The 21,829-nt window shown below is 39.3% G+C and carries 19 protein-coding genes; 8 read left to right on the top strand and 11 right to left on the bottom strand.

Annotation, left to right across the window (positions count from 1 at the left end; genetic code table 11):
• Nucleotides 1-5 precede the first annotated feature (5 nt).
• The 3 genes from IAG46_RS11820 to IAG46_RS11830 all read right to left on the bottom strand — a co-directional run bounded on the left by IAG46_RS11820 (nt 6) and on the right by IAG46_RS11830 (nt 2,694).
• Nucleotides 6-431, bottom strand: coding sequence for a nuclear transport factor 2 family protein (locus tag IAG46_RS11820; RefSeq protein ID WP_190810555.1), 426 nt, complete (start codon nt 429-431; stop codon nt 6-8).
• 13 nt (nt 432-444) lie between these two features.
• Nucleotides 445-1,605 carry a PQQ-dependent sugar dehydrogenase gene (locus IAG46_RS11825; protein ID WP_190810556.1) on the bottom strand — a complete coding sequence of 387 codons (1,161 nt, stop codon included), beginning with the start codon at nt 1,603-1,605 and terminating at the stop codon, nt 445-447.
• A 75-nt stretch (nt 1,606-1,680) separates the two neighbouring features.
• On the bottom strand, nt 1,681-2,694 hold the full coding sequence (locus IAG46_RS11830; protein WP_190810557.1) for an AraC family transcriptional regulator: 1,014 nt from the start codon (nt 2,692-2,694) through the stop codon (nt 1,681-1,683).
• 81 nt (nt 2,695-2,775) lie between these two features.
• Between IAG46_RS11830 and IAG46_RS11835 the strand changes: the two genes are divergently transcribed.
• Nucleotides 2,776-3,879: a lactonase family protein gene (locus IAG46_RS11835; RefSeq protein WP_190810558.1), complete on the top strand. Its 1,104-nt coding sequence runs from the start codon at nt 2,776-2,778 to the stop codon at nt 3,877-3,879.
• Nucleotides 3,880-3,885: 6 nt separating this feature from the next.
• Here the strand turns inward: IAG46_RS11835 and IAG46_RS11840 are convergent, their stop codons facing one another.
• The 8 genes from IAG46_RS11840 to IAG46_RS11875 all read right to left on the bottom strand — a co-directional run bounded on the left by IAG46_RS11840 (nt 3,886) and on the right by IAG46_RS11875 (nt 12,213).
• On the bottom strand, nt 3,886-5,172 hold the full coding sequence (locus IAG46_RS11840; protein WP_190810559.1) for an SMP-30/gluconolactonase/LRE family protein: 1,287 nt from the start codon (nt 5,170-5,172) through the stop codon (nt 3,886-3,888).
• A gap of 98 nt (nt 5,173-5,270) precedes the next feature.
• Nucleotides 5,271-5,735, bottom strand: coding sequence for a DUF4440 domain-containing protein (locus IAG46_RS11845; protein WP_190810560.1), 465 nt, complete (start codon nt 5,733-5,735; stop codon nt 5,271-5,273).
• Nucleotides 5,736-5,746: 11 nt separating this feature from the next.
• The gene (locus IAG46_RS11850; protein ID WP_190810561.1) at nt 5,747-7,972 is read right to left on the bottom strand and encodes a DUF5916 domain-containing protein; all 2,226 of its coding nucleotides are present in this window, start codon (nt 7,970-7,972) and stop codon (nt 5,747-5,749) included.
• Nucleotides 7,973-8,067: 95 nt separating this feature from the next.
• A complete protein-coding gene (locus IAG46_RS11855) occupies nt 8,068-8,829 on the bottom strand; it encodes a LytTR family DNA-binding domain-containing protein (RefSeq protein WP_190810562.1) in 762 nt (253 codons plus the stop codon).
• Nucleotides 8,830-8,982: 153 nt separating this feature from the next.
• A complete protein-coding gene (locus IAG46_RS11860; protein ID WP_190810563.1) occupies nt 8,983-9,600 on the bottom strand; it encodes a hypothetical protein in 618 nt (205 codons plus the stop codon).
• A gap of 18 nt (nt 9,601-9,618) precedes the next feature.
• Nucleotides 9,619-9,825, bottom strand: coding sequence for a hypothetical protein (locus tag IAG46_RS11865; RefSeq protein WP_190810564.1), 207 nt, complete (start codon nt 9,823-9,825; stop codon nt 9,619-9,621).
• 102 nt (nt 9,826-9,927) lie between these two features.
• Nucleotides 9,928-11,016, bottom strand: a complete 1,089-nt coding sequence (locus IAG46_RS11870; protein WP_190810565.1) for a DNA helicase PriA — start codon at nt 11,014-11,016, stop codon at nt 9,928-9,930.
• 63 nt (nt 11,017-11,079) lie between these two features.
• Nucleotides 11,080-12,213 carry an SPFH domain-containing protein gene (locus IAG46_RS11875; RefSeq protein ID WP_190810566.1) on the bottom strand — a complete coding sequence of 378 codons (1,134 nt, stop codon included), beginning with the start codon at nt 12,211-12,213 and terminating at the stop codon, nt 11,080-11,082.
• Nucleotides 12,214-12,434: 221 nt separating this feature from the next.
• Between IAG46_RS11875 and IAG46_RS11880 the strand changes: the two genes are divergently transcribed.
• The 7 genes from IAG46_RS11880 to IAG46_RS11910 all read left to right on the top strand — a co-directional run bounded on the left by IAG46_RS11880 (nt 12,435) and on the right by IAG46_RS11910 (nt 21,818).
• On the top strand, nt 12,435-15,569 hold the full coding sequence (locus IAG46_RS11880) for a glycosyl hydrolase (RefSeq protein WP_190810567.1): 3,135 nt from the start codon (nt 12,435-12,437) through the stop codon (nt 15,567-15,569).
• Nucleotides 15,570-15,646: 77 nt separating this feature from the next.
• Entirely contained in the window at nt 15,647-16,195 is a 549-nt protein-coding gene (locus tag IAG46_RS11885) for a CopD family protein (RefSeq protein WP_190810568.1), read from the top strand.
• 165 nt (nt 16,196-16,360) lie between these two features.
• Complete coding sequence (locus IAG46_RS11890) at nt 16,361-17,767, top strand: PAS domain-containing sensor histidine kinase (RefSeq protein WP_190810871.1); 1,407 nt, start codon at nt 16,361-16,363, stop codon at nt 17,765-17,767.
• Between the two features lie 53 nt (nt 17,768-17,820).
• A complete protein-coding gene (locus IAG46_RS11895) occupies nt 17,821-18,603 on the top strand; it encodes an enoyl-CoA hydratase/isomerase family protein (protein WP_190810569.1) in 783 nt (260 codons plus the stop codon).
• A 24-nt stretch (nt 18,604-18,627) separates the two neighbouring features.
• On the top strand, nt 18,628-20,184 hold the full coding sequence (locus IAG46_RS11900) for a hypothetical protein (RefSeq protein ID WP_368668180.1): 1,557 nt from the start codon (nt 18,628-18,630) through the stop codon (nt 20,182-20,184).
• Between the two features lie 54 nt (nt 20,185-20,238).
• Nucleotides 20,239-20,694 (top strand): META domain-containing protein, encoded by a 456-nt coding sequence (locus IAG46_RS11905; protein ID WP_190810570.1) that lies wholly within the window; start codon nt 20,239-20,241, stop codon nt 20,692-20,694.
• A 50-nt stretch (nt 20,695-20,744) separates the two neighbouring features.
• Nucleotides 20,745-21,818, top strand: a complete 1,074-nt coding sequence (locus IAG46_RS11910) for a PA0069 family radical SAM protein (protein ID WP_190810571.1) — start codon at nt 20,745-20,747, stop codon at nt 21,816-21,818.
• The last annotated feature ends 11 nt before the right edge of the window (nt 21,819-21,829 follow it).

Consider the following 21,829-nt stretch of genomic DNA (forward strand, 5'->3'; position numbering starts at 1 on the left):
TTCTTTTATGGATTAACCGCAGTTGCAGCTTTGCTTATAATTTTCCATTCACCTTCTAATTTTTTCAAAAGAAAAATATCAATGAACAAAAGGTTTTTAGAAGGGATGGCAATCTCAGCCTTAGCACTGGCAATATTGTTTGCGTAGTCCACATTCAGAATTTTTCCAAACCTTCCATTGAACTTTCCTTTTTCCCTATTCTTAAAAAGATTAGCGTATTCTTCAGGTGAAAGTACCCAGAGTTCCTGATCTTTTTTTGAGAGGAACAAATCTGCATGGGGATAAAATGCCGAAGTGATCAATTTAGGGTCGCTGTGAGAAGAGCCGTCAAGATATTTTTGAATGGTTTCTCGAATCGCAGCTTCTTCTGATTGGGCTGTTACAGTTATCATTGAAAATAAAAAAGCAAGTGTTAGAATTAGTATACGCATAATTGTTTTTAATTTAGTATTGAGGGGTTATTTGAATAAGTTTACCATTATCTGAGTCGGTAAGAATGTAGAGTTTTCCATCAGGGCTTTGTTTGGCCTTTCGGATTCGGACTCGGTCATCCAAGAATAATTCTTCAGCACTTTTAATAGTTTCATCCTCTATTCGGAATCGCCATAGACTACCGCGTGAGAGTCCGGGCACAATCAGGTTGTTTTTCCACTGAGGGAATTCATCTCCCGTATAAAATGTAAGTCCAGTCGGAGCCATGGTATGATGCCAGAACCAAACTGGGGGCGTAAAAGTGACGCCTTCCAACTTTGGGGGAGTATAATCGGAACTCCTTAATTTTCCAGAAGTGACATTAGGCCATCCATAATTGGCCCCTGCCTCCAAAACATTTATTTCATCACCTTGAATGGTTCCATGTTCACTGAACCAAATTTTGCCTGTCTTGGGTTGTACCACTATTCCTTGGGCAGCTCTAATTCCCAAGGCATAAAGTCCAGGCACTGCGTCTTTTCCAAAATCAGGGTTATCAATTGGGATGCTTCCATCCAGATTTATTCTGTAGATTTTTCCACGTTTATCAGATAAGTCTTGAGCGATGGGAACCTCGGGTTCATCACGTTCCCAAAACAATCGTTCCCCAATGGTCACATAAAGTTTTCCATCAGGCCCAAACACCATTCCACCACCATAATGGAAATATTCGCGGGTATAAGGTTCAGCTTCAATTAGGATTTCATGATTAAAAAGCGAATCATTTTCCAACTTTGCCCGAACTACTTTGGTAGTTGTACCCAACCCTTTCTTTTTGGCCGCATAGCTCATATAGACCCAAGACTCCGTTTCAAAATTTGGGTCAATCAAAACCTCAAAGATGCCTGAGTTGTCACCAAAATGTATTGCGCGAATGCTATCCGTTAAATCAGATGGGAATCCTTTAATGACATGTTTTTCTTTTGATTGGAGGTTAACCCTCAATAGGTTACCGTCCTTTTCAGAGATCAAAGCCTGTTTGTCGGATAAGAAAGCGATGCTCCATGGATGGTTAAGCCCATCCATGACAATTTGTTTTGTGGGAATGGGCGAAATAGATTTTAAATTGGAAGCTTTTTTGTGGCTTTCACAACTTAAAAAAAGAACAAACAAGGAAAGAACAAGTTTCTTCATTAGCTATAATTTTCATGCAAATGATGAAAAACTAGCTCGGAATTTCTTTAAGAATCATGATTCTTAAAACGAAAATCAAAGGTTTTTGGATTTGTTTCGGTATTGAGAAGGTGTTAGTTGGGTTTTTGCCTTGAACGCCAAATTGAAGGATGTTACGTTTCCAAAACCGCAATCATAAGCAATGGCAATAATTTTTTCTTTATTGTATTTTGGGTCGGATAACAAAGCTTTGGCTTTTTCTATTCGATAGCCATTCACAAAATCCGAAAAATTCTTTTGCTCTTTTTCATTTATAATTTGTGACAACTTTCTTGGAGAAGCATCTAATTTTCTTGCTATTCTTTCAAGAGAAATGGAGTTGTCCAGAAAAACCTCCTGTTCTACAAACAGTATTTTTAATGACGACATAAGCTGTTCTGCAGATAATGGGTCTAGCGTTGAAGTATTGTATTTGCCCAATTGAAAGGCATGCTTTTGAAGAAAAAGAAAGGAGAATATATATATCAGTAAAGAAAAGAAAAGAGCGCCACCTATGTAATAGGAAAATACCCCGGCCAAATTGCCCATATAAAAAATCCAAATGAGTGCCACCCCCAGAACTAAATTTCTAAACCATTTTGCACGTTGTGAATGTACTTTCATCCGGTATTTAAAGAACACGAAGAACGATAAGCCAATGTAGATCGCCAAATGCCCAAAAACCATGAGATAGATAATATATGAAGCGGATGACCTAGTGTTTGGAATGAAATCACACAACAAAGCGAAAAGAACGAATGGAACCAGATGGAGATAATCTTTACGAGGAATTATTTTTGTCGTTGATAATAATACTCTTCCGTAGAACCATAAAAAGGGTCCTACCAAAAGGATTCCTGAAAGTCCAAGATTACGTTGCCAAGGCATTAAGTCCAGATAAACATTGAGCACCGACTTACCAATACGGATGGTCAAGCCCAAAATGATAAAAGCCAGGAAGATATTAGCCTTCCTATCGCCTTTATTAAGCGTAAAGAGATATCCCGAAAGAAAAAGCGCTTGGACAACTCCCAGGCAGCTTAAAACCAATATTATGGCCTCTTTCGTCATGCTTCAAAAATATAAAGATGGAATGAATAAAATCCGCATTCCAGATTTAGTTGTTATTTTTAGCAAAAGACAATTTAAAAGATGAGAATTTTTAGTTTGATATTAAGTGTTTCGCTGATGGGTTTGATTGGATGTTCTGAAAAGAAAGAAGTAAAAAAGGAGTTTCAATTATTTGTTGGGACCTATACGGATGGAGATAGCGAAGGCATTTATAAATTCACTTTTGATGGGAGTACAGGAGAACTGACGAATAAAAATTTAGCTGCGGTTTTGCCCAATCCATCTTTTATCAAAATCTCTAAGGACAAGAAGAACCTGTATGCCGTTCAAGAAACCGCAGATTATGACAGTTTGGGAGGAGGTGTCACTGCGTTTAAATTGAAGGATGGCAAGTTGGAGCTGTTGAACAGTATGGGAACAGCTGGAAAGCATCCGTGTCACGTTGCGCTTTCAGGAAATGGTTATTTGGCCGCCTCAAATTATTCTGGCGGAAATGTTGCTGTCTTTAAGCTGAGAGAAAGTGGATCGCTTGTATTATCCTCTCAAATAATTGATCATAAGATATTGGATACCACAAAAACATCCCATGCCCATATGGCAAAATTTAGAGGGAATGATCTATTTGTAGCCGATCTGGGACTTGATGCGCTCAAACGCTACAGCAATTTGAATCATTTTTTTGCTTCATCAGAACAAGCTACGCTTAATTTAGCCGAAGGGGCCGGACCAAGGCATTTCACTTTTGCTGATGATGGCAAATTTCTGTATGTGATCAATGAGTTGAATTCTACCATTACAGTGTTCAAACAAAAAATGGATGGTTCCTTTAAGGAAATAGAAACACAAAGTACACTTGACGCGGCCTTTGAAGGAAAAAGCTATTGTGCCGATGTGCATCTTTCACCCGACGGAAAATTTTTGTACGGGTCTAACCGAGGTGAAAACACTATTGTAATATTCGAGGTTCATCCCAATTCTGGAAAACTGAGTTTGGTGGGAAGGGAATCTGTTCGAGGTGATTGGCCGCGTAATTTTGCTTTGGATCCTTCCGGAAATTTTCTATTGGTCGCCAATCAAAGGAGCAACAACATTACCATATACAAAAGAGATATTGAAAAAGGTACTCTTGAGTTCTTAAATGAGCTACAACTGGCAAGTCCTGTTTGCTTGGAGTTTTTGGATTAACAACACTTACTCACATCGATAGGTTTTACCATTAAAATCAAAGGAAGCATTTTCGTTGGGCCTTAGTGCGCCATGCCAGGTGTCTTTGTACCACTTATCGGGCTCGTTGTCCGCGCAATAATCTGCAGTAAAAAACGAAAAATCGTCTGTAAAGGTGATGATAATATCACCCTCTCCGTCTGAATCTTGCCAACGGCCTGTCATAACATTGTCCTTCAATTTTCCCCAAACGCCACCCAACACACTTTTATGTTTTAAAAAATATGCCCCAGCTACCTCGTCATGATCAAAAAGCAGGTCAAAACGGCCAATTTCGGTGCAGTATCTTTTGGAGATTACATTACTTTTTTCATTGTTTTTGCTATGGCTTACCAAATTTGAAATCAACAACTGATAGTTTTCCAATTTTAAAGCATCTGTAATTTCATTGGTTTCTTGGTCCAGCAAATCCATTTGGGAATCTGTAACAAAATACATGGTGTCTCCGTGCAAATCAAAAGTGGTCGGAATATCTGACAAGCGCGGGAAGTTCTGTAGCTTTTCTTTATGTACGATTTCAGCCTTATTTTCATTTAAATGAAAGCGATAAACACCATTTAGGGTTCTGTCTCGTCTACCATTTACTATACCAACTAAACTGTTGTTGTAAAATTTCATGCCATCAATTCCTTTATGGTCGTTAGGTTGATTGACCAGCTTTTTAGTGGCAATATCCAAAATACGAATCCCACTGGTGTATGAGGCAAAATAGAGAAACTTATCATCAGGAGAAATGGCAATTCCATTGGAATGTTTGATTTCGTCATTGGAGAAAAAGACCTCCAGCTTGTCAGTGGACTCGTTTATCGTGTAGATATTGTTGCTTTCCGAGTCGGTAATGAAAATAGCTCCGCTTGAGCTAATAGCAATGTCGTTGAGATAGATAAAATCAGGAATATTTAGGGGATAGGATTTGATCAATTTGCCAGAGGCAACATCCAGCAACAACAAAATGGATGTGTTGTTGATTTTTGGGAGACTGTTTCCCAAAGCGAATAGGATATCGCCCTTTATGATCATTCCAAATCCGGCAAGATAACCGTACTGATCAGTGCTTACAAAATCTTCCGGGTTTGAACCATCTAGGTTGCAACGTACAATCTTATTCTTTACTAAACTGTTTAGGTATACTTTGTTTGATGCGATGTGCACCGCTATGCCTTCTGGAATCAGATCTTTTTCAAAATCCAACGCAACCGATTGAGCTTTAAGGGATGAAGAAATGAAAATGAATGCCCATAAAAGTTTTCTCATAGGGTTGATTGTTTCCTCCAATTTAAGTGATAAATAGTCTTGTCTTTTTAAAAATATGTTAAACTAAAATTGGGATGAAGTGAACCAGACGCTTATAATCAATCCAGCTTGTTGATACCAGAAACATGCGAAGCAACCGCTTTCCATGCTCCTTTGCGTTTGATCAAAACATTACTGGACTGATAAATGGTCTCGGTACTATCGTTAAAAATATGTCCCGTTCCGCAAATCAGTGCAGTCCCGTTGGGAAGTACATCCAAACGTTTTATTTCATAAAAGAACGAATCATTTTCCATGGCATTCTCCTTGATCCATTCAAGTTCTTTGGTTTTGTCGGACCAGTTGCCCGCATCATCGATCATTTGAAAATCATTACCTAAAATTTTGTCGAGCAAAACAGTGTCCTGTTCACGATATGCCTTTGGCCATTGTACTTCTTTAAAGTTTCGTAAGATTTTTTGGTCTTCAGCACTAATTATGGATGTTTGTCCCATTTCAGAGTTTTGTTGATCGCAGGAGAATGAAAGCATGAAAATAAATAAAAGCAAAATCAAATTTTTCATAATATGTTGATTTAGAAAAAGGTGTATAAATATTTTAGTGTTAACAAGCGATTGTTGAATCGTGGCAATGGAATACCCATTTGAGCTGAACCTGTATTGTAATCTTGGTTGAAGACCATGTACAAATTATGTCCATCTTTAAAATTATAACGTAGGCGAGCACTTGCAAAAACTTGATCTTGAATAGAATTGTACTGCGCGGTCATACTACCTGAAAGATGAAGATTATATGCCCAATTTAGACGAAGTTGGGGCACATTGATCCATTCATCCACATTTCTTTTTTTAAAGTTGAGATAATTTATGCGCCAAGAACCTTCCAAAGTAAAATGCTCATTGATGCTCCATTCCGGGCTTATGCGGAACTCCAAATTTTCGCCATCAAAAAAACTTCCATATTCTGCAGAAATGGGAATTTTGAATGCCCTTTGAAACCCACTGGAATATGATGCGCCAAAGAAGGTGAAGAAATAATCCCCTTCGGGGATGGTTATCTCCTTAGAGAATACCAGAGGGTCCTGCAAAAACTCATATTGCAACTGCCCGAAAATGGAGATTTCATCGTTATTGAAAAACCTTCCTGTCCATTGACTTCGGTTGTACCAAGTGAGCACATTACTGAAATCTGTGGTAAAGTATAGGTCCGAGTTAACGGGCATCCACCTTCTATACTGAAAGGTGTTTTCTTCATTATTGGTCTTAAACTTTCCATGGTTGAGACCCAAATAAACGTTGTGGTGCTTTTCACGAAGCAAGAAGCCCATGCCAGGATTAAACTCTTCTCCTGAGTATTCATAGGCAGTTCTATAAAACCAACCATCGCGCTTTCGTTTGGCAAACTGGAAGGCAAAGCGGGAATTATCTATCAAATTAAAACTCGAATTGGAATAGTTTTTACCTTCAACTGTTGTGGCCAGAGAGGTAATGATAAAATTCTCGTTACCCACATCGATGACGCCATCCACACCCAAGGCAGTGTTTACATAATCCTCACGAATCCGATTAGTGGCCATAAATCCAATAAAAGATCTATCGTTGAATACTTTGCGTCGAAGTCGTAAAACGGAAAAGTTCTCCGTGGGCAAAGCATTGTCATTTATAGTTGTTCCCTCGGTCTGTAATGAGAGGAAGCCCAAATCCCAATTTCCCAATTCCCCTGTCAATTTTGCCCCGCCGATGATGGGTGTTAACTGCCCATTGTTTATGCCGATAGTTCTGCTGTAGAAAAGTTGGGAAAGAATGCCTAGGTCAAAATCAAAAAGGCCTGACTGCTGCAAAAAGAATTTCCGACGTTCTGGTAAGAAGATGGAAACACGTCCTAGATTTACTACTTGATCATCGATTTCCACCTGCGAAAAGTCGGTATTCAAAGTCAGGTCCAAAGTCAAATTTGGAGTTATGCCATAGCGGACATCCAAACCGACATCCAGCTCGTTGAATGCATTTTCTTGATATTGGGCTTCATCTTCGGAAAGTTGAAATTGGGTTTGGGTCGATGCTAAAAGATATGGAGTGATCTGCAGGTCCTTTTTGGGTTGTAACCCTACAAAACGAACCGGTTTTTTAAGAGAGGGTTTGCCATTGGCCCCTGTAATATTTTGTGGAACTTTTGGATACACTAACAATTTATTATCATAATTGATTGTTCGTTGTGCCGAGATACCCCCTAAAACCTCCCCATCCCTGATCTCAAACCGTAAATTGGACAATGGAATTCGATACTCCGCCTGCCAGCCTTCTTCGGTTATTTGGGTTTTGCCCTCCCAGATCATGTCATAAGCAGGTGTGGAGGGTGCATTGCCTAAAGGAACATTGTCATTGTATATGGCATCATCATACCTACTGCCCGAAGGGTAGATACTAAAAATAAAAGCATTTTTTTTGGTTCGGTTGGGGTCAATTTGAAAGGCAAAGTAATCATCACCATACCACCCATCACGCACTAAATTTCGGCTTATGATTTTATCAGGATTTGGGTCTTTGGCATCTAAACCTACGTACAAATAGTTATTATCAAAGGTGATGAAAAGTGTTGTTAGACTATCAGGTGTTCCCCAATCTGGTTGCCATTCCATAAATGGAAAACTTTGTGCGTTCTTCCAAAGTGTCTCGTTCAAAAAACCATCAAGATCAAGTTTTTCTTTCGTTCCGTGAATGCTTTCACTACTGTTTAGATAATCTTGGGAAAACAAAATTGTCGAAACCAACAGCACAGGAATCATGTAAAGATATCGCATTAGCAAAACCAGTTTTTGCCAAAACTAGCTGTGTACCGGCGGGGAATAAAAAATAGCTACGTAAGCTGCGGGAAAAAAGGGGCGAGTTGCGGAATCTAAATATGTGATAGTTCTTGCAGGTAGGTTCTACTGAACTTCAAATTAACCCCGGTTTTCAAGCGAAGCTTGCCATCTCCGCTATTGTTTTTTTGGATTTGATCTATAAATTCCGAATTGACCAAATACGAGCGATGAATTCGTTTAAAAGTGTTTGGGCAAAGTGTTTCTGAAAATGAACGAAGGCTTTGATATTTTACAAACTTGCCTTTTTGGGTATGCAAAACAATGCAGTTATTGCTGGTTTCCACATAAACAATTTCGCGGGGCTCCAAAAGAAACTGTGACCCTCTTTTTGAAACGGCAACACGACTTTTTTGCTCGGTTCCATTGGTATTTTTAGAAAGAGAAGTATCTTTTTTAATGCCTACAAAATAAAAGAGCAACGAAAAATAGCAGAGCAAATTCACCGCAATGTTATTGGTAAGGCTTGCATTGAGCATATTGAAACTGGGAGAAGTGCAATTGTATATCGTGGTCATGAGAAAAACCACTAGCACCTGCCCAACCAGAATGTTTATGGCAGAGGCAGAAAGTCCAATTCCTCCCTGTACTAGAATGTTTTTTCCTGTCGAATCTACTGCCCATTTCGATGCTAATACTTTAATCTGGTTTGCAGAAACATTCCAAAAGAAAAAGCTTGTAATGGCAAGAATGGATAGCTCAGAAAAACAGGTAGCACCCAAACTTTCTTGGAACATGCGGCCAATACCCATGTTCAACAGCACAAAAATGGAAATAAGGGAAATCTGTTTTGACATAAGCTAAAAGTAAGGATTCTAAGGGCTGACAGCCAAAACTTTAAGATTTAGTTGGCGAATATAGCTTGTGGGTTAATAGAAAACCAATTTAAAAAGAACCACCCGCCCATTTTAATGGACAGGTGGTCTCAAGTGTTTATTTGATAAAGAGATTTATTGTTTTACTTCTGGTTCAATAACCTTTTTAAGTTGTTCCGTCTTTTCCTTTAACTTTTCCCTTCCTCTTTTAATGGAAACTTCCAGGTCATCCAGTTTTTCCTCCACCTTTTTAAGCTTCTCCTCTTTTTGGGCAATTATCTCAGGCTCTTCTCCTTTTTCTTTTGCCTCTTCAACCCTCTTTTTGGCATCTTCTAATGACTTTCTGCCTCTTTTAAGAACCTCTTCGTCTTCATGGAGCATGTTTTCAGAAGCCATTAGTTTTTCCTTTGCCTGTGAAGCACGGTATTGACCAAACTCCTTTCCTGACATGTCACCCTTGTTTTTACCGTAGGCATTTCCTTTGTTTACCTTTTCAGCTTTTTCAATTTCACTCTCCACCTCCCCAACATCTTTCTCTCCCTTTCCTTTCGTTTTTTGGGCCTTCTCCTTCATTTTCTCACCTACTTCCTGAGCATCCTCGGCGGTATCTTGAACTTCCTTTTTGCCTTTTTTTACTTTTTCGGTCTTAGCCTTGCTTTTTCCTTTTTCTTGGGATTTACCTTGTGCATTTACAGTTACAACAAGACCAAACATCATAATTAAAAGGAATATAGATTTTGCTATGTTTTTCATTTTTTCTCGTTTTTGGGATTAAATACTGTCCAGTTCTTTAATAAGTTCTTCTACTTGTTCTGCTTTTTCGTTTACCACACTGAGTGTCGAGTCAACGGCTGTTTCAACAGCTTCAATTTGCTCCAGTTTTTGGTTAAGCTCTTCCTGCTCCCTTTTGGTGTCCTTGCAGGACATAACAACAAAGCCAAACATCATAATGAAGGCCATTAGTTTCTTAGTCAGCATATTATGTGATTTAATGGTTAATATGAATTATATACGGATTAAGACACGATAGAAGACGTTTGGTCACTTTCTATGGTAAAAATAGGCTTGCACCAACCTTTGCTATCCATTTAAAAAAACTAGTAGGGCGATGACCAATAAAACAAGGACAACAGCGAAAAAAATCTTCCAGAAACTGTACGGACGAGTTCCAGATATTTGTCCGTTTTCCCCATTGATATAAAAATTATACTCCTTGCCTTTATAGCGATAGGCACTCACATACACTGGAAGTAAAATATGTTTGAATGTCTCTTCAGTCAATTTCATATCCATACTGGTGATCCGTTGCGTATCCCCACCAATATCTTGCCTGCACCATCTATCTGCAATATTTCGCGCTTCGTCTTTGGAATGGAGATGGCCTTCCTTTAAAGGAATCGTATACTTTTCGGTGACAAAACCAGATAAAAAACTACTGTTGAAAGGCTGCAATTTTTTTAAATTCCAATGTGCAATTTTATTTGGAATTCTACCGGAACGTTGCTTAGATGCTTCAATCAGAGTATCATCAACAAAACCGGATACATGTCCCGAAGCTGGATACCACCGCGTTTTACGAACTTGTCGTGTCTGGGTTTTGCCATTATTATCTCGGTATCGCTGGGTTTCATAATAATATTCACCCCTTTGCCCGGTGTAGGAAGCGGAGAGTTGCGCATCAAAAGTCCAATAGGGCAAGTACAAGCCTTTGGTGAATTGAGGATCAAGCGCTGCCTTTTTCAATTTATTGGGAGCCCACCATAAACGATCCACCCATTTCTGAAAAATAAGAAAAGATTTTTCCTTTTCAACCTGAAAAGGGAGTACGGCCCCAGGCAAGATCCAATCCTCTTTGTAGGCATCTTCAACGACCAAAGGCATACTGCAATACACACAATGCAGTGATTTGTAATTTTCCTCAACATGCTGATTGGCCCCACAATTTTTGCAATGGAGCATGGAAATCTCCTCGCTGTGTTTTTGGGCACCCATTTCCTGTAAATAGGGGTATAGCTCTAATTCCTCGAATCCATTTTCATCAATTTTGATGGACTCTTCATGTCCACAATATTCACAACTAATGTTGGTAGTTCCAGGTTTGTATTTGAGCTCTGCACCGCAATTGACACAGGATTTTTTTAACTCTGTTTTTTTTACTGTTTCATCCATGCTGTCATTCCCGCGAAGGCGGAAATCAAATTATTATGGAGTCCTGTTTTAATAGAAATAATATTATGAGTTCGGCAAAGGCGGTGGGGTATTTCCTCCCAAGAACGATTTTAACTCTTCAACATCCTTTAAGGCTGTCCAACCGGCCATGCCCTGTTTCCAGACCAAACTGTCCCGATTTATGGTACGACCTGCAAAAAGCGCTTGCAACTGTTCAAAAGAAACCGGTCCTTGTTGAGCTCCGTTTGCTGCATAAAAATATTGAATGGCTGCTGGTATTGGTGGAGGTAGTGGAGCTCCTGTTTGTTGCATTTGGGGATTTCCTCCCATTTGTGGATTCATCATGCCCCCCATTTGCTGAGCCAATACGAAACCCATACCCATACCCATTCCGGCACCAGCTGTTCCGCCTTCATTTTTGGCGGCGGCTTCAATAGCTTTGGCAGTTTTGAACTTGGTCAACTTGTCCAAATCCAATTTATCGATTCTGCTGTACTCAAAGATTTCTTTTTTGAGATCTTCGGGCATGGAGACATTTTCAATATAGAATTTCTCCAAGGAGATTCCAACAGTTTGGAATTCTGGCGCCATTACTTCCCTGCAAGTATCAGAAAGTTCAGAAGTATTTGCGGCATATAATTCGATGGGAAGATTGGCTTCGCCAACGGTATCCGTGAATCGAGTAGCAATCAAACTTTTTAAATGCTCATTGATTTCAAAATTGGTGAAGTTATTGTCCGTTCCAACGATATCGGTTATGAATTTACCTGCATCAGAAATTTTAAAGGCATAGGTGCCAAATGCTCTAATTTCCACTAAACCAAAACGCTCATCACTCAAAGTGATGGGACTTTTTGTACCCCATTTTTCATCAGTAAACAAATGAGTGTTTACAAAATAGACTTCTGCTTTAAAAGGTGAATTGAACCCGTACTTCCAACCCTTAAGGGTTGACAAAATAGGTAGGTTTTTGGTGGTGAGGTTGTAGGTGCCTGGAGTAAAGACATCAGCTAGTTGTCCCTCATTTACAAAGACTGCGGTTTGTCCTTCCCGAACAATGAGCTTAGCTCCGTTCTTAATTTCGTTTTGGTAGCGCTCGAATCGATGAGCTATAGTGTCATCGGTGAAATCGAGCCACTCAATTATATCAATAAACTCATGAGTGAGTTTTTCTTTGATCTTGCTAAAAATATCCATGGTAAAGTGTTTTGTGTTAATGTTTCTAAAGTAAGAAATAGGATGATTACTTCCTCCAATGAATTAGTATAAAATTATCCACATTGTTACAATTGGTGTCATTTTGGAGTTGTCGGAATTCGAATTATCATAAAAAATCAAAGGAAAATGTCGTGTTAATTCCTCAAAAAAGTATCTACTTTTTCCCTACATTTAAGACCGACTAATTCAGCATCAAAAAAATGAAACAACTGCTTTCCAAAAAGGGAGTGCTATTGGTTGCACTTTGCCTGTTAGTTATTCCTGTCCAGTCCCAAAGAAAACAGAAAAATCAAACTGTCCCTGAATATCCTGAGGAACTATACTCCAGTTTGGAATATCGTTTGGTGGGACCGTTCCGCGGAGGGCGTTCTGCAGCGGTGACCGGAGTGCCAGGAGAGCCCAATCTTTTTTATTTTGGAGCCACTGGGGGAGGTGTGTGGAAAACCACTAATGGTGGTCGCACCTGGGAAAATATATCCGATGGTTATTTTGGCGGAAGCATAGGCGCAGTTGAGGTGGCCAAAAGCGACCCGAATGTAATTTATGTGGGCGGGGGTGAAAAAACGCTACGCGGAAACGTGTCAAGTGGATATGGGATTTGGAAAACTGAAAACGCCGGAAAGACATGGTCTTTTGCCGGACTTAAAAATAGTCGGCATGTGCCTAGAATAAGAATTCATCCAACTGATTATAATACAGTATATGCGGCGGTATTGGGGAATATTTACAAACCTACCAATGAACGAGGAATATATAAAAGCACGGATGGAGGAAAAAATTGGAGAAAGGTACTTTTTGTTAATGACCAGGCTGGAGCTGTAGATTTAACCTTCGACCCAAATAACCCTAGAATTTTATATGCCTCTACTTGGAGGGCCAAAAGAACACCCTATAGTTTAAGCAGTGGAGGTGATGGCTCAGCACTTTGGAAAAGTACAGACAGTGGCGAAACTTGGAAAGAGATTTCTAAAAATGAAGGCTTTCCAAAAGACACTTTAGGAATTATCGGTGTCACCGTTTCGCCCAAAAACAGTGATAGGGTATGGGCCATTGTGGAGAACAAGGAAAAGGGAGGCTTGTATCGTTCAGATGATGGCGGAAAGAAATGGACCCAAGTAAATAGCGAACGCAAATTAAGACAACGTGCATGGTATTACACTCGAGTATATGCGGATACTGAAGATGAGGATGTGGTCTATGTGTTAAATGTCCGATACCATAAATCCACAGATGGTGGAAAAACCTTCAACACTTTTAATGCACCTCATGGTGACCATCATGATTTATGGATTTCACCAGAAAACTCCAAACGTATGATTATTGGCGATGATGGGGGAGCTCAAGTTTCCTATGACGGAGGTGAAACATGGAGTACATACTACAATCAACCTACAGCTCAATTTTATAGGGTAACCACGGACAACGCTTTTCCATATCGCATTTATGTTGCGCAGCAGGACAATTCCACCATCCGAATCAATCACCGAAGCGATGATGGATCTATTGGTGAGGATGATTGGGAGTCTACTGCCGGAGGAGAGTCGGCACATATTGCTATTGACCCTACCAATAACGAAATTGTTTATGGAGGTAGTTATGATGGGTTTTTGACTCGTGTCAACCATAAAAACAAAACCGTAAGAGGTATTAATGTATGGCCAGATAATCCAATGGGGCACGGGGCAGAGGCTATGAAATATCGTTTTCAATGGAATTTTCCTATCATTTTTAGTAAGCATGACCCAAAGAAGCTCTATACTTTTTCCAACCATGTGCACATGAGCACCAACGAGGGACAAAGCTGGGAAGTGTTGAGCGATGATCTAACCCGAAACGATCCAACAAAGTTGGTTTCCAGTGGAGGGCCAATCACACAGGACAACACTAGTGTGGAATATTATTGCACCATTTTTGCGGCGAACGAAAGTCCAATTAAGGAAGGTTTACTTTGGGTAGGAAGTGATGACGGATTGATTCATGTAACCAAAGATGGAGGTGCAAGCTGGGAAAATGTTACACCTCCCAATATGCCCGAATGGAATATGATCAATAGTATTGAGCCTTCGGCTTTTGATGAGGGCACCTGTTATGTGGCAGCAACACGATATAAGTTGGGAGATTTTCAACCGTATTTATACAAAACCACAGATTTCGGAAAGACGTGGACTAAGATTACCAACGGAATAAATAGTGAACATTTTACCCGAGTACTTCGAGAAGACCCAAAACGAAAAGGCCTATTGTATGCTGGAACAGAAACAGGAATGTACATTTCCTTTAATGATGGAAGAAACTGGCAAAAGTTCCAATTGAACCTTCCCATTGTTCCCATTACAGATTTGGTAATCAAGGACAACAATTTGGTAGTGGCAACCCAGGGGCGTAGTGTTTGGGTTATTGATGATCTTACAGTATTGCACCAGCAAGATACTTCCCAAAAAACTACTAGTTCAATTCTTTATCAACCCAAAGATAGCTACCGAACCAAGGGAAGTGCAGCCAAAGAGCCTTCAAAAACTGAAGGGCAGAACCATCCGAATGGGGTAATCACACATTTCTACATGAAAGATATCTCTGAGAAGGACAGCATCAGTCTTACCTACACTAAGATGAATGGAGATACTTTGGCCACGTATAGCAACTTTGCTTCTAAAAAAGATAAAAAAATCAAGGTAAAAAAAGGAGGGAACACCCACGTTTGGGATACCCGTGGAAAAGGTGCTGAAAAGTTGAAAGGAATGATTCTTTGGTGGGCCAATTTAAGTGGAGCCAAGGCCGTGCCTGGAAATTATAAGGTTCATTTGAATGTAAACGGCTCCAACAAATCTCAAGAGTTTAAGATTCTTCCAGACCCAAGGGCAGAAGTGTCTATTGCCGATATGCAAAGACAGTATGATTTTATTTCTGATATCAATGAAACGATTGATAGGGCGCATCAATCCATTAAAAAAATCAGAAAAATCAATGCGCAATTGGATGCTTTTACAAAACAGTACAAAGACAATGCGCAGACCGAGGATTTGGTGGAAAAAGCTAAAAAGATGAAGGAAGGTTTTGAAAGTGTTGAAAAGGCGCTATATCAAACCAAGAACCGAAGTAACCAAGATCCATTGAATTTCCCGATTCGTTTAACGAATAAGTTAGGACATTTGAACAGCTTGGTCTCCATCGATGATTTTCCACCAACAGAGCAAGATATTGCAGTAAAAAATGAACTAGCAGGGCAAATTAAATCACAGTTGAGTGCTTTTGATGACTTGGTTGATAAAGAGATGAAAGAGTTCAATACAGAATTTAATGCACTAAATCTCGAATATTTATTTATTGAGGAATAGAAAGGTTAAAGGTAAAGGGAGGAAGTTATTTTTATTCTAAACCAGACCCCTTTACCTTTGCTCCTTTAACCTGAGGTATGGAAATATACAATTACATCAAATCTCTGCACCTGATTTTTGTGGTAACCTGGTTTGCAGGGTTGTTCTACATTCCACGGTTGTTCATTTATCATATCGAAGCTTGGCAAAAACCTTCGCCAGATAAGGAAATCCTTTCTGTACAATTAAAACTAATGACCAAACGATTGTGGTATATCATCACGTGGCCTTCGGCTATTTTGTGTACGCTGTTTGCGATTTGGTTATTGGTTTTGATGCCCGGGTGGCTGCAACAACCATGGATGCATGTAAAACTAGGCTTTGTGGTGCTTCTTTTCATTTATCACTCAAAATGCCATCAAATTTTCAAACAATTACAACGCGATGAGGTGAAGTACACTTCCCGATTTATGCGTATTTGGAACGAAGTTGCAACATTGATTCTCTTTGCGGTAGTTTTCTTGGTGGTTTTGAAAAATGCCTTCAATTGGATTTATGGAGTAGTTGGAATCTTGGTTCTGGCAATTCTGCTGATGTTGGGTATTCGATTGTACAAAAGAATCCGGGATAAAAACCCTAATGCCTAAAAGCACAAATACAAGTTTAGGTCTTGGGTTCAATTCCTATTTTTTGAACTTTAGATTTGAGTTTGATATTTGAATTTAAAATGGCTTGATTATTGCTAACTTTAATCCCAAATCCGCTGGAGATTGTTTAAAAAACTATCACTTCGTTCACGCATCTTTATCGCCATGATTCTTTTGGTGGTCATAGCATCACTTTTGATAGCTGCAGTTACCATTTATCAAAGTAGAGAACAAAGCAAGGATTACCATGAAAACAGATTGGAACGCAAGGAGGAGCAAATTTTACAGAGCATCTCTTATGTTTTAAAAGAGACCACGTATCCGGAAACAACGGAAAATCTCGAATTTATATTCCAAGATGAAATTTACAAGATTGCCGATGTACAAAATGTTCCCTTCAATATTTACGATTTAGAAGGGACTTTGATTAAAAGTTCTCGCCCCAGTTTCGAAATTGATTCCATTTCCAATTGTTTGGATGCCGAAGTACTGAACAACCTGGTTGCAAGCCCTGATAGACGCTATGTAGAGGAAAAAACTGCGGCAGGAGATAACTATAAGGCATCGTACACCTACATCAATAACACGAAGTTTAAACCAATTGGTATTGTTAACCTTCCATATTTTGAAGACAATACCTTTAACAATATGGAACTGCGTGAATTCCTGCTCCGATTGGGTGGGGTGTATCTGATTATGCTGCTTTCAGCAATTGTGTTGGCCTACTTTATTTCTAAATATATCACTCGTTCCCTACAAACCATTTCAGACAAGATTACCCAGACTGACTTGACTAAACGCAACGAGAAGATCTATATAGAAAATCCAAGTCAGGAAATAGGCAAATTGGTCGATTCATACAACGGGATGATTGACGAATTGGAGGCCAGCGCGGTAAAATTGGCAAGAAGTGAAAGAGAGCAGGCTTGGAGAGAAATGGCAAAACAGGTGGCCCATGAAATAAAAAATCCTCTTACACCTTTGCGATTGACAGTTCAAAGCTTTGAACGTAAGTTTAGCCCAGAGGACCCCAAAGCGGAAACCAAGGTGAAGGAGTTTTCAAAAACATTGATTCAGCAAATAGATACCATGAGCAATATAGCGTCGGCATTTTCCAATTTTGCCGATATGCCAGCTCAGCAAAAAGAGACTTTGAACGTGGTGAAAATTGTAAAGCTGGCCTTGGAAATTTTTACAGAAGATTACATTCATTTCATTTCGGACAAAGATGAGATTATAGCAAAATTAGACCGCACCCAATTGATTAGAGTGGTTACCAATTTGGTAAAAAATGCAATCCAGGCCGTTCCAGATGTAGAATCTCCGCGAATTCTTGTAACCGTGGCTTCGGAACAAGATACCGTGAAAATCTCTGTCGCTGATAATGGAATTGGAATAGCGGATGATTTTATGGATAAGATATTCGAACCTAAATTCACCACAAAATCCAGTGGAATGGGCCTCGGTTTGGGCATGGTAAAAAATATTGTTGAAAATTACGATGGTACTATAGATTTTGCCTCCCAAGAAGGAAAAGGAACGGTGTTCACCGTTAAGTTTCCAAAAGAATAAATTAAAAGATATGTCAGGTCGAGCGCAGTCAAGATCTAAATAAAAGAGCATACATGAATTACGAAAACATCTACATCGAAGAAGAAAATAGCATTGCTACGATTACAATAAATCGTCCAAAAAAGCTCAATGCACTCAATAAAAGAACCATTGCAGAACTACATGCTGCTTTTAATGAATTGGATGCAGACCAAGCGACCAAGGTTATTATCATTACAGGAAGTGGAGAGAAGGCCTTCGTGGCCGGAGCGGACATTTCTGAGTTTGCCCATTTCTCTGTAAAGGAGGGAAGACAACTGGCAGCGGAAGGTCAAAAAACACTCTTCGATTTTGTTGAAAATTTGACCACTCCTGTGATTGCAGCAGTCAATGGTTTTGCCTTAGGAGGGGGGTTGGAATTGGCCATGTCCAGCCATTTTAGAATCTCAAGTGATAATGCCAAAATGGGACTTCCAGAAGTGTCGCTGGGAGTAATTCCGGGTTATGGAGGTACCCAACGTCTACCACAACTTATTGGTAAGGGCCGGGCCATGGAAATGATCATGTCGGCCGGAATGATAGATGCCAACAAAGCATTGGAGTACGGGTTGGTCAATTATGTGGTGCCGCAAGACGAATTATTGCCGCTTTGTCTTAAAATAGCGAGCAGGATATCGAATAACTCGCCAGTTGCCATAAAATATGCAATAAATGCCGTAAATGCTGGTTTTAAGTATGATGTAAATGGTTATGCTTCAGAAATCGATGCTTTTGGCAGCTGCTTTGGCACAGAAGACTTCAAAGAAGGAACTTCAGCCTTTTTGGAAAAGCGAAAAGCCGACTTTCCGGGATCATAGCCGTTGGTCTAACCAAACCAGACTATGATGAAAAAGCGAGTTATTCTACTTTCCCTGCTGTTGGTAGGAGCCTTAATGAGCGCCCAAGAAAAAATGCCAGTCTCATATGACTTTGGCGAAAAATTTAGCGATAGATACCGATATTCCAACCTTTTGACCATCTCCGATGATGGTTCTGGAGGGTATATTTTGGTGAGAGCTTACTTTCAAGGATTGATTCTGAAACCAAAAGGATATTTAATTGAGCAATACAATAGCAATTTGGAGCTCGTGTCTGAATTTAATTACAAGCTCAAAGGATTGAATTTTGTTGACGGGTTTTTCAAGAATGGACAGCTCAACCTGTTATTTTTAGACTACAACTATGAACGCGGTCAATATGAATATTGGGTGCATAGTAGCCCAATAATTGCTTTCAATTTTAAGCGACAGAAACTTTTGACCATCGCATCCGAAGAAGTGAGGAATCCGGTGGGGAAAAACTATTATAACCGAAATTTCTCAAAAGGCTTTTCTACCACAATTCTTTTCAATGAAGAAAAAACCGGTTTTGTGATTAGCACACATCATAAAAAAGGAAAGCAGAACAAGCATATTATCCATTTGTATGATACTGGATTGAACAAACATTTTGAACATGATTTTTCCCATGAAATTGAAGAAAAGAACTTTGCATTTGAGAACTTGGCCATAACCCCAGATATGCAAACCGCGTACATTGTGGGAAAAGCTTATTTCAAAAAGAAACGTTTTAGGGTTGACGAACGCAAATTTCAATATGAATTGATCAAGGTTTCCCAAAGCGGAAGCAAAACGCAGTCTTTTGTCGATGCAGGAAAGTATCCAGAGGCGCTATATCCAATTATTTTAAAAAACAGACTGGTCTGTGCAGGATTTTATGCCGATAGAAAGGATAATCGCTATAACGGTATTGCCTATTTTGATGTGAATCCCATTTCATTGGATATCAATTCTAAAAAGTACAATCCGTTTTCCCAACAATTTATGGAAGACAAATTTGGAAGGGATGAAGAAAAAGTGATCAAAAACTTGGTATTTAAAGGAGTTGAGGTAACTCCTTCCGAAGAAATCTTTTTTAATGCCGAAGAATATTTTGTAACCAACAGCATTCAAGTTACCGGAGCAGGTCAACGTGTGAAAATAGACCGTTATCATCACAATGACATTGTAAGCGCAAAACTGAGTCCCCAGGGAGAGTTGGTATGGGCCAGAAACATTAACAAAGCGGAGGTTACACAAGGCGATGGTGCGTATGCCTCATACAGTTCATATTGCAAGAACGGAAAAACCTATTTCTTTATATGTACCGCTGCAGAGAATCCACAGTTGATCAATAATGAACGTTTGATTTTTAAACAAGGTCTTAGCAGAAACCGAAATGTATTCATGATCTCATTGGATGAAAATGGTGTCATGGATTACGAAAAAATCATAGACAACCAAGAAGCCAGACTGCCATTGATGGTTTCTAAACCACTTAAAATTTCCAATGACGACAATATGCTTTTTTATGCAAAAAGAGGAGGCAAAAAGCAATTGGTAAAAGTTTCATTTCTGTAGAAAGGAAAGCAACGAATAGGTGTATTCTGTCTCTAAAAGATAAATGCTATTCTCATGAACTTTCGTTTTTTAACTTTAAGTATATCCTTCATAGTTTTTGCCCTGAATTTTGCATGCAGCACGGATGCAACCTCTGCAACTAATCAAAAAGTTCTTGGAACCTGGCTAGTTTTGGCTATCCACAACTCAAGTCCTTCTGGCCCAACTTTAGGACCCAACACTGGTGAAATAATTTCAATCACATTTAAAAATGACGGCAGCTTTGGCGGTACTACCTCAGTAAATACCTTTGGAGGCCAATTTTCCACAACCTCAAATTCACTCTTGATTGAAGAATTGGAAATAACCGAAGTTGCTGATACCAATTTTGGTCGAGCATTTTACGAATCCTTCGATGAAAGCAGAAATTCTGATACAGCGTTTTCAGAATTTAAATCGGTTTTCACAGAAAACAATATACTAAATCTGGAATACCAAGGCTTCAAATTTTTAACACTTCAAAAGCAGTAATTTTAATAAATAAATGGATTAATTCCATAATTTTGGAATAAATCCATTAAATGAAACCCAAAAACCTGGTAAAAGGTCGTGGTGCCCAAAAAAATCCTCCAAACAGATTCCTTCAGCACATATATGAAGTGCGCAAGGATTTTCTTGAATTCTGCCGTTTGGAAGGGGAGGAAGCACAAAACTCCAAGACGGAATACATCCCCATCTTTCCCAAAACCATTGTTAACAAAGTAGACAGTCCAGATGTGGGGATGGACTATTCCATGAACCCCTATCAAGGTTGTGAACATGGTTGTATTTATTGCTATGCACGTAATACCCATGAATATTGGGGTTACAGTGCCGGATTGGATTTTGAAAAGAAGATTCTGGTAAAAAAATCTGCACCGGAGCTATTGGAGAAAAAAATAAAACACAAAAATTGGATAACTCAGACTATAGTAATGTCCGGGAATACTGATTGCTACCAGCCAGCGGAGCGGAAATTTCAAATCACCAGAAAATGCTTGGAAGTATTTTTAAAGTACCGGCATCCAGTGGGAATCATAACCAAAAACGCACTGATCTTACGAGATTTGGACCTTTTGAAAGAACTTGCAAGCCATAAATTGATTGGGGTGAACGTATCCATTACCTCTTTGTCCGAAAACACAAGAAGACGATTGGAACCCCGAACCGCGTCCATCCAAAAGAGATTGAGGACAATCAAAATACTTTCGGAAAACAATATTCCGGTAAATGCGATGCTGGCTCCCATTATTCCAGGAATCAACAGTCATGAACTTATAAAATTGGCCAAGGCGGTGGCTGATAACGGAGCTAGTTCGTTTGTCATAACCGTGGTACGATTAAACGGGGCAGTGGGCCAAGTTTTCACCGATTGGATTAAAAAGGCAATGCCAGATAAAGCGGAAAAGGTCCTTCATTTGATTCAGGATTGTCATGGAGGTTCTATCAATGATAATCGTTTTGGATTAAGAATTATGGGAGAAGGACAGGTTGCGAAGCAAATACATGATATGGCTAAATTGGCCAAGCTAAAATATTTTCGGGATAAAACTTTTCCAAACCTTAACCATGACCTTCATGAACAATATAAAGACGGCCAAATGAAATTATTTTGAATAAATTTATA

It is taken from the genome of Flagellimonas sp. S3867 (assembly GCF_014698935.1).
GTDB lineage: Bacteria > Bacteroidota > Bacteroidia > Flavobacteriales > Flavobacteriaceae > Flagellimonas.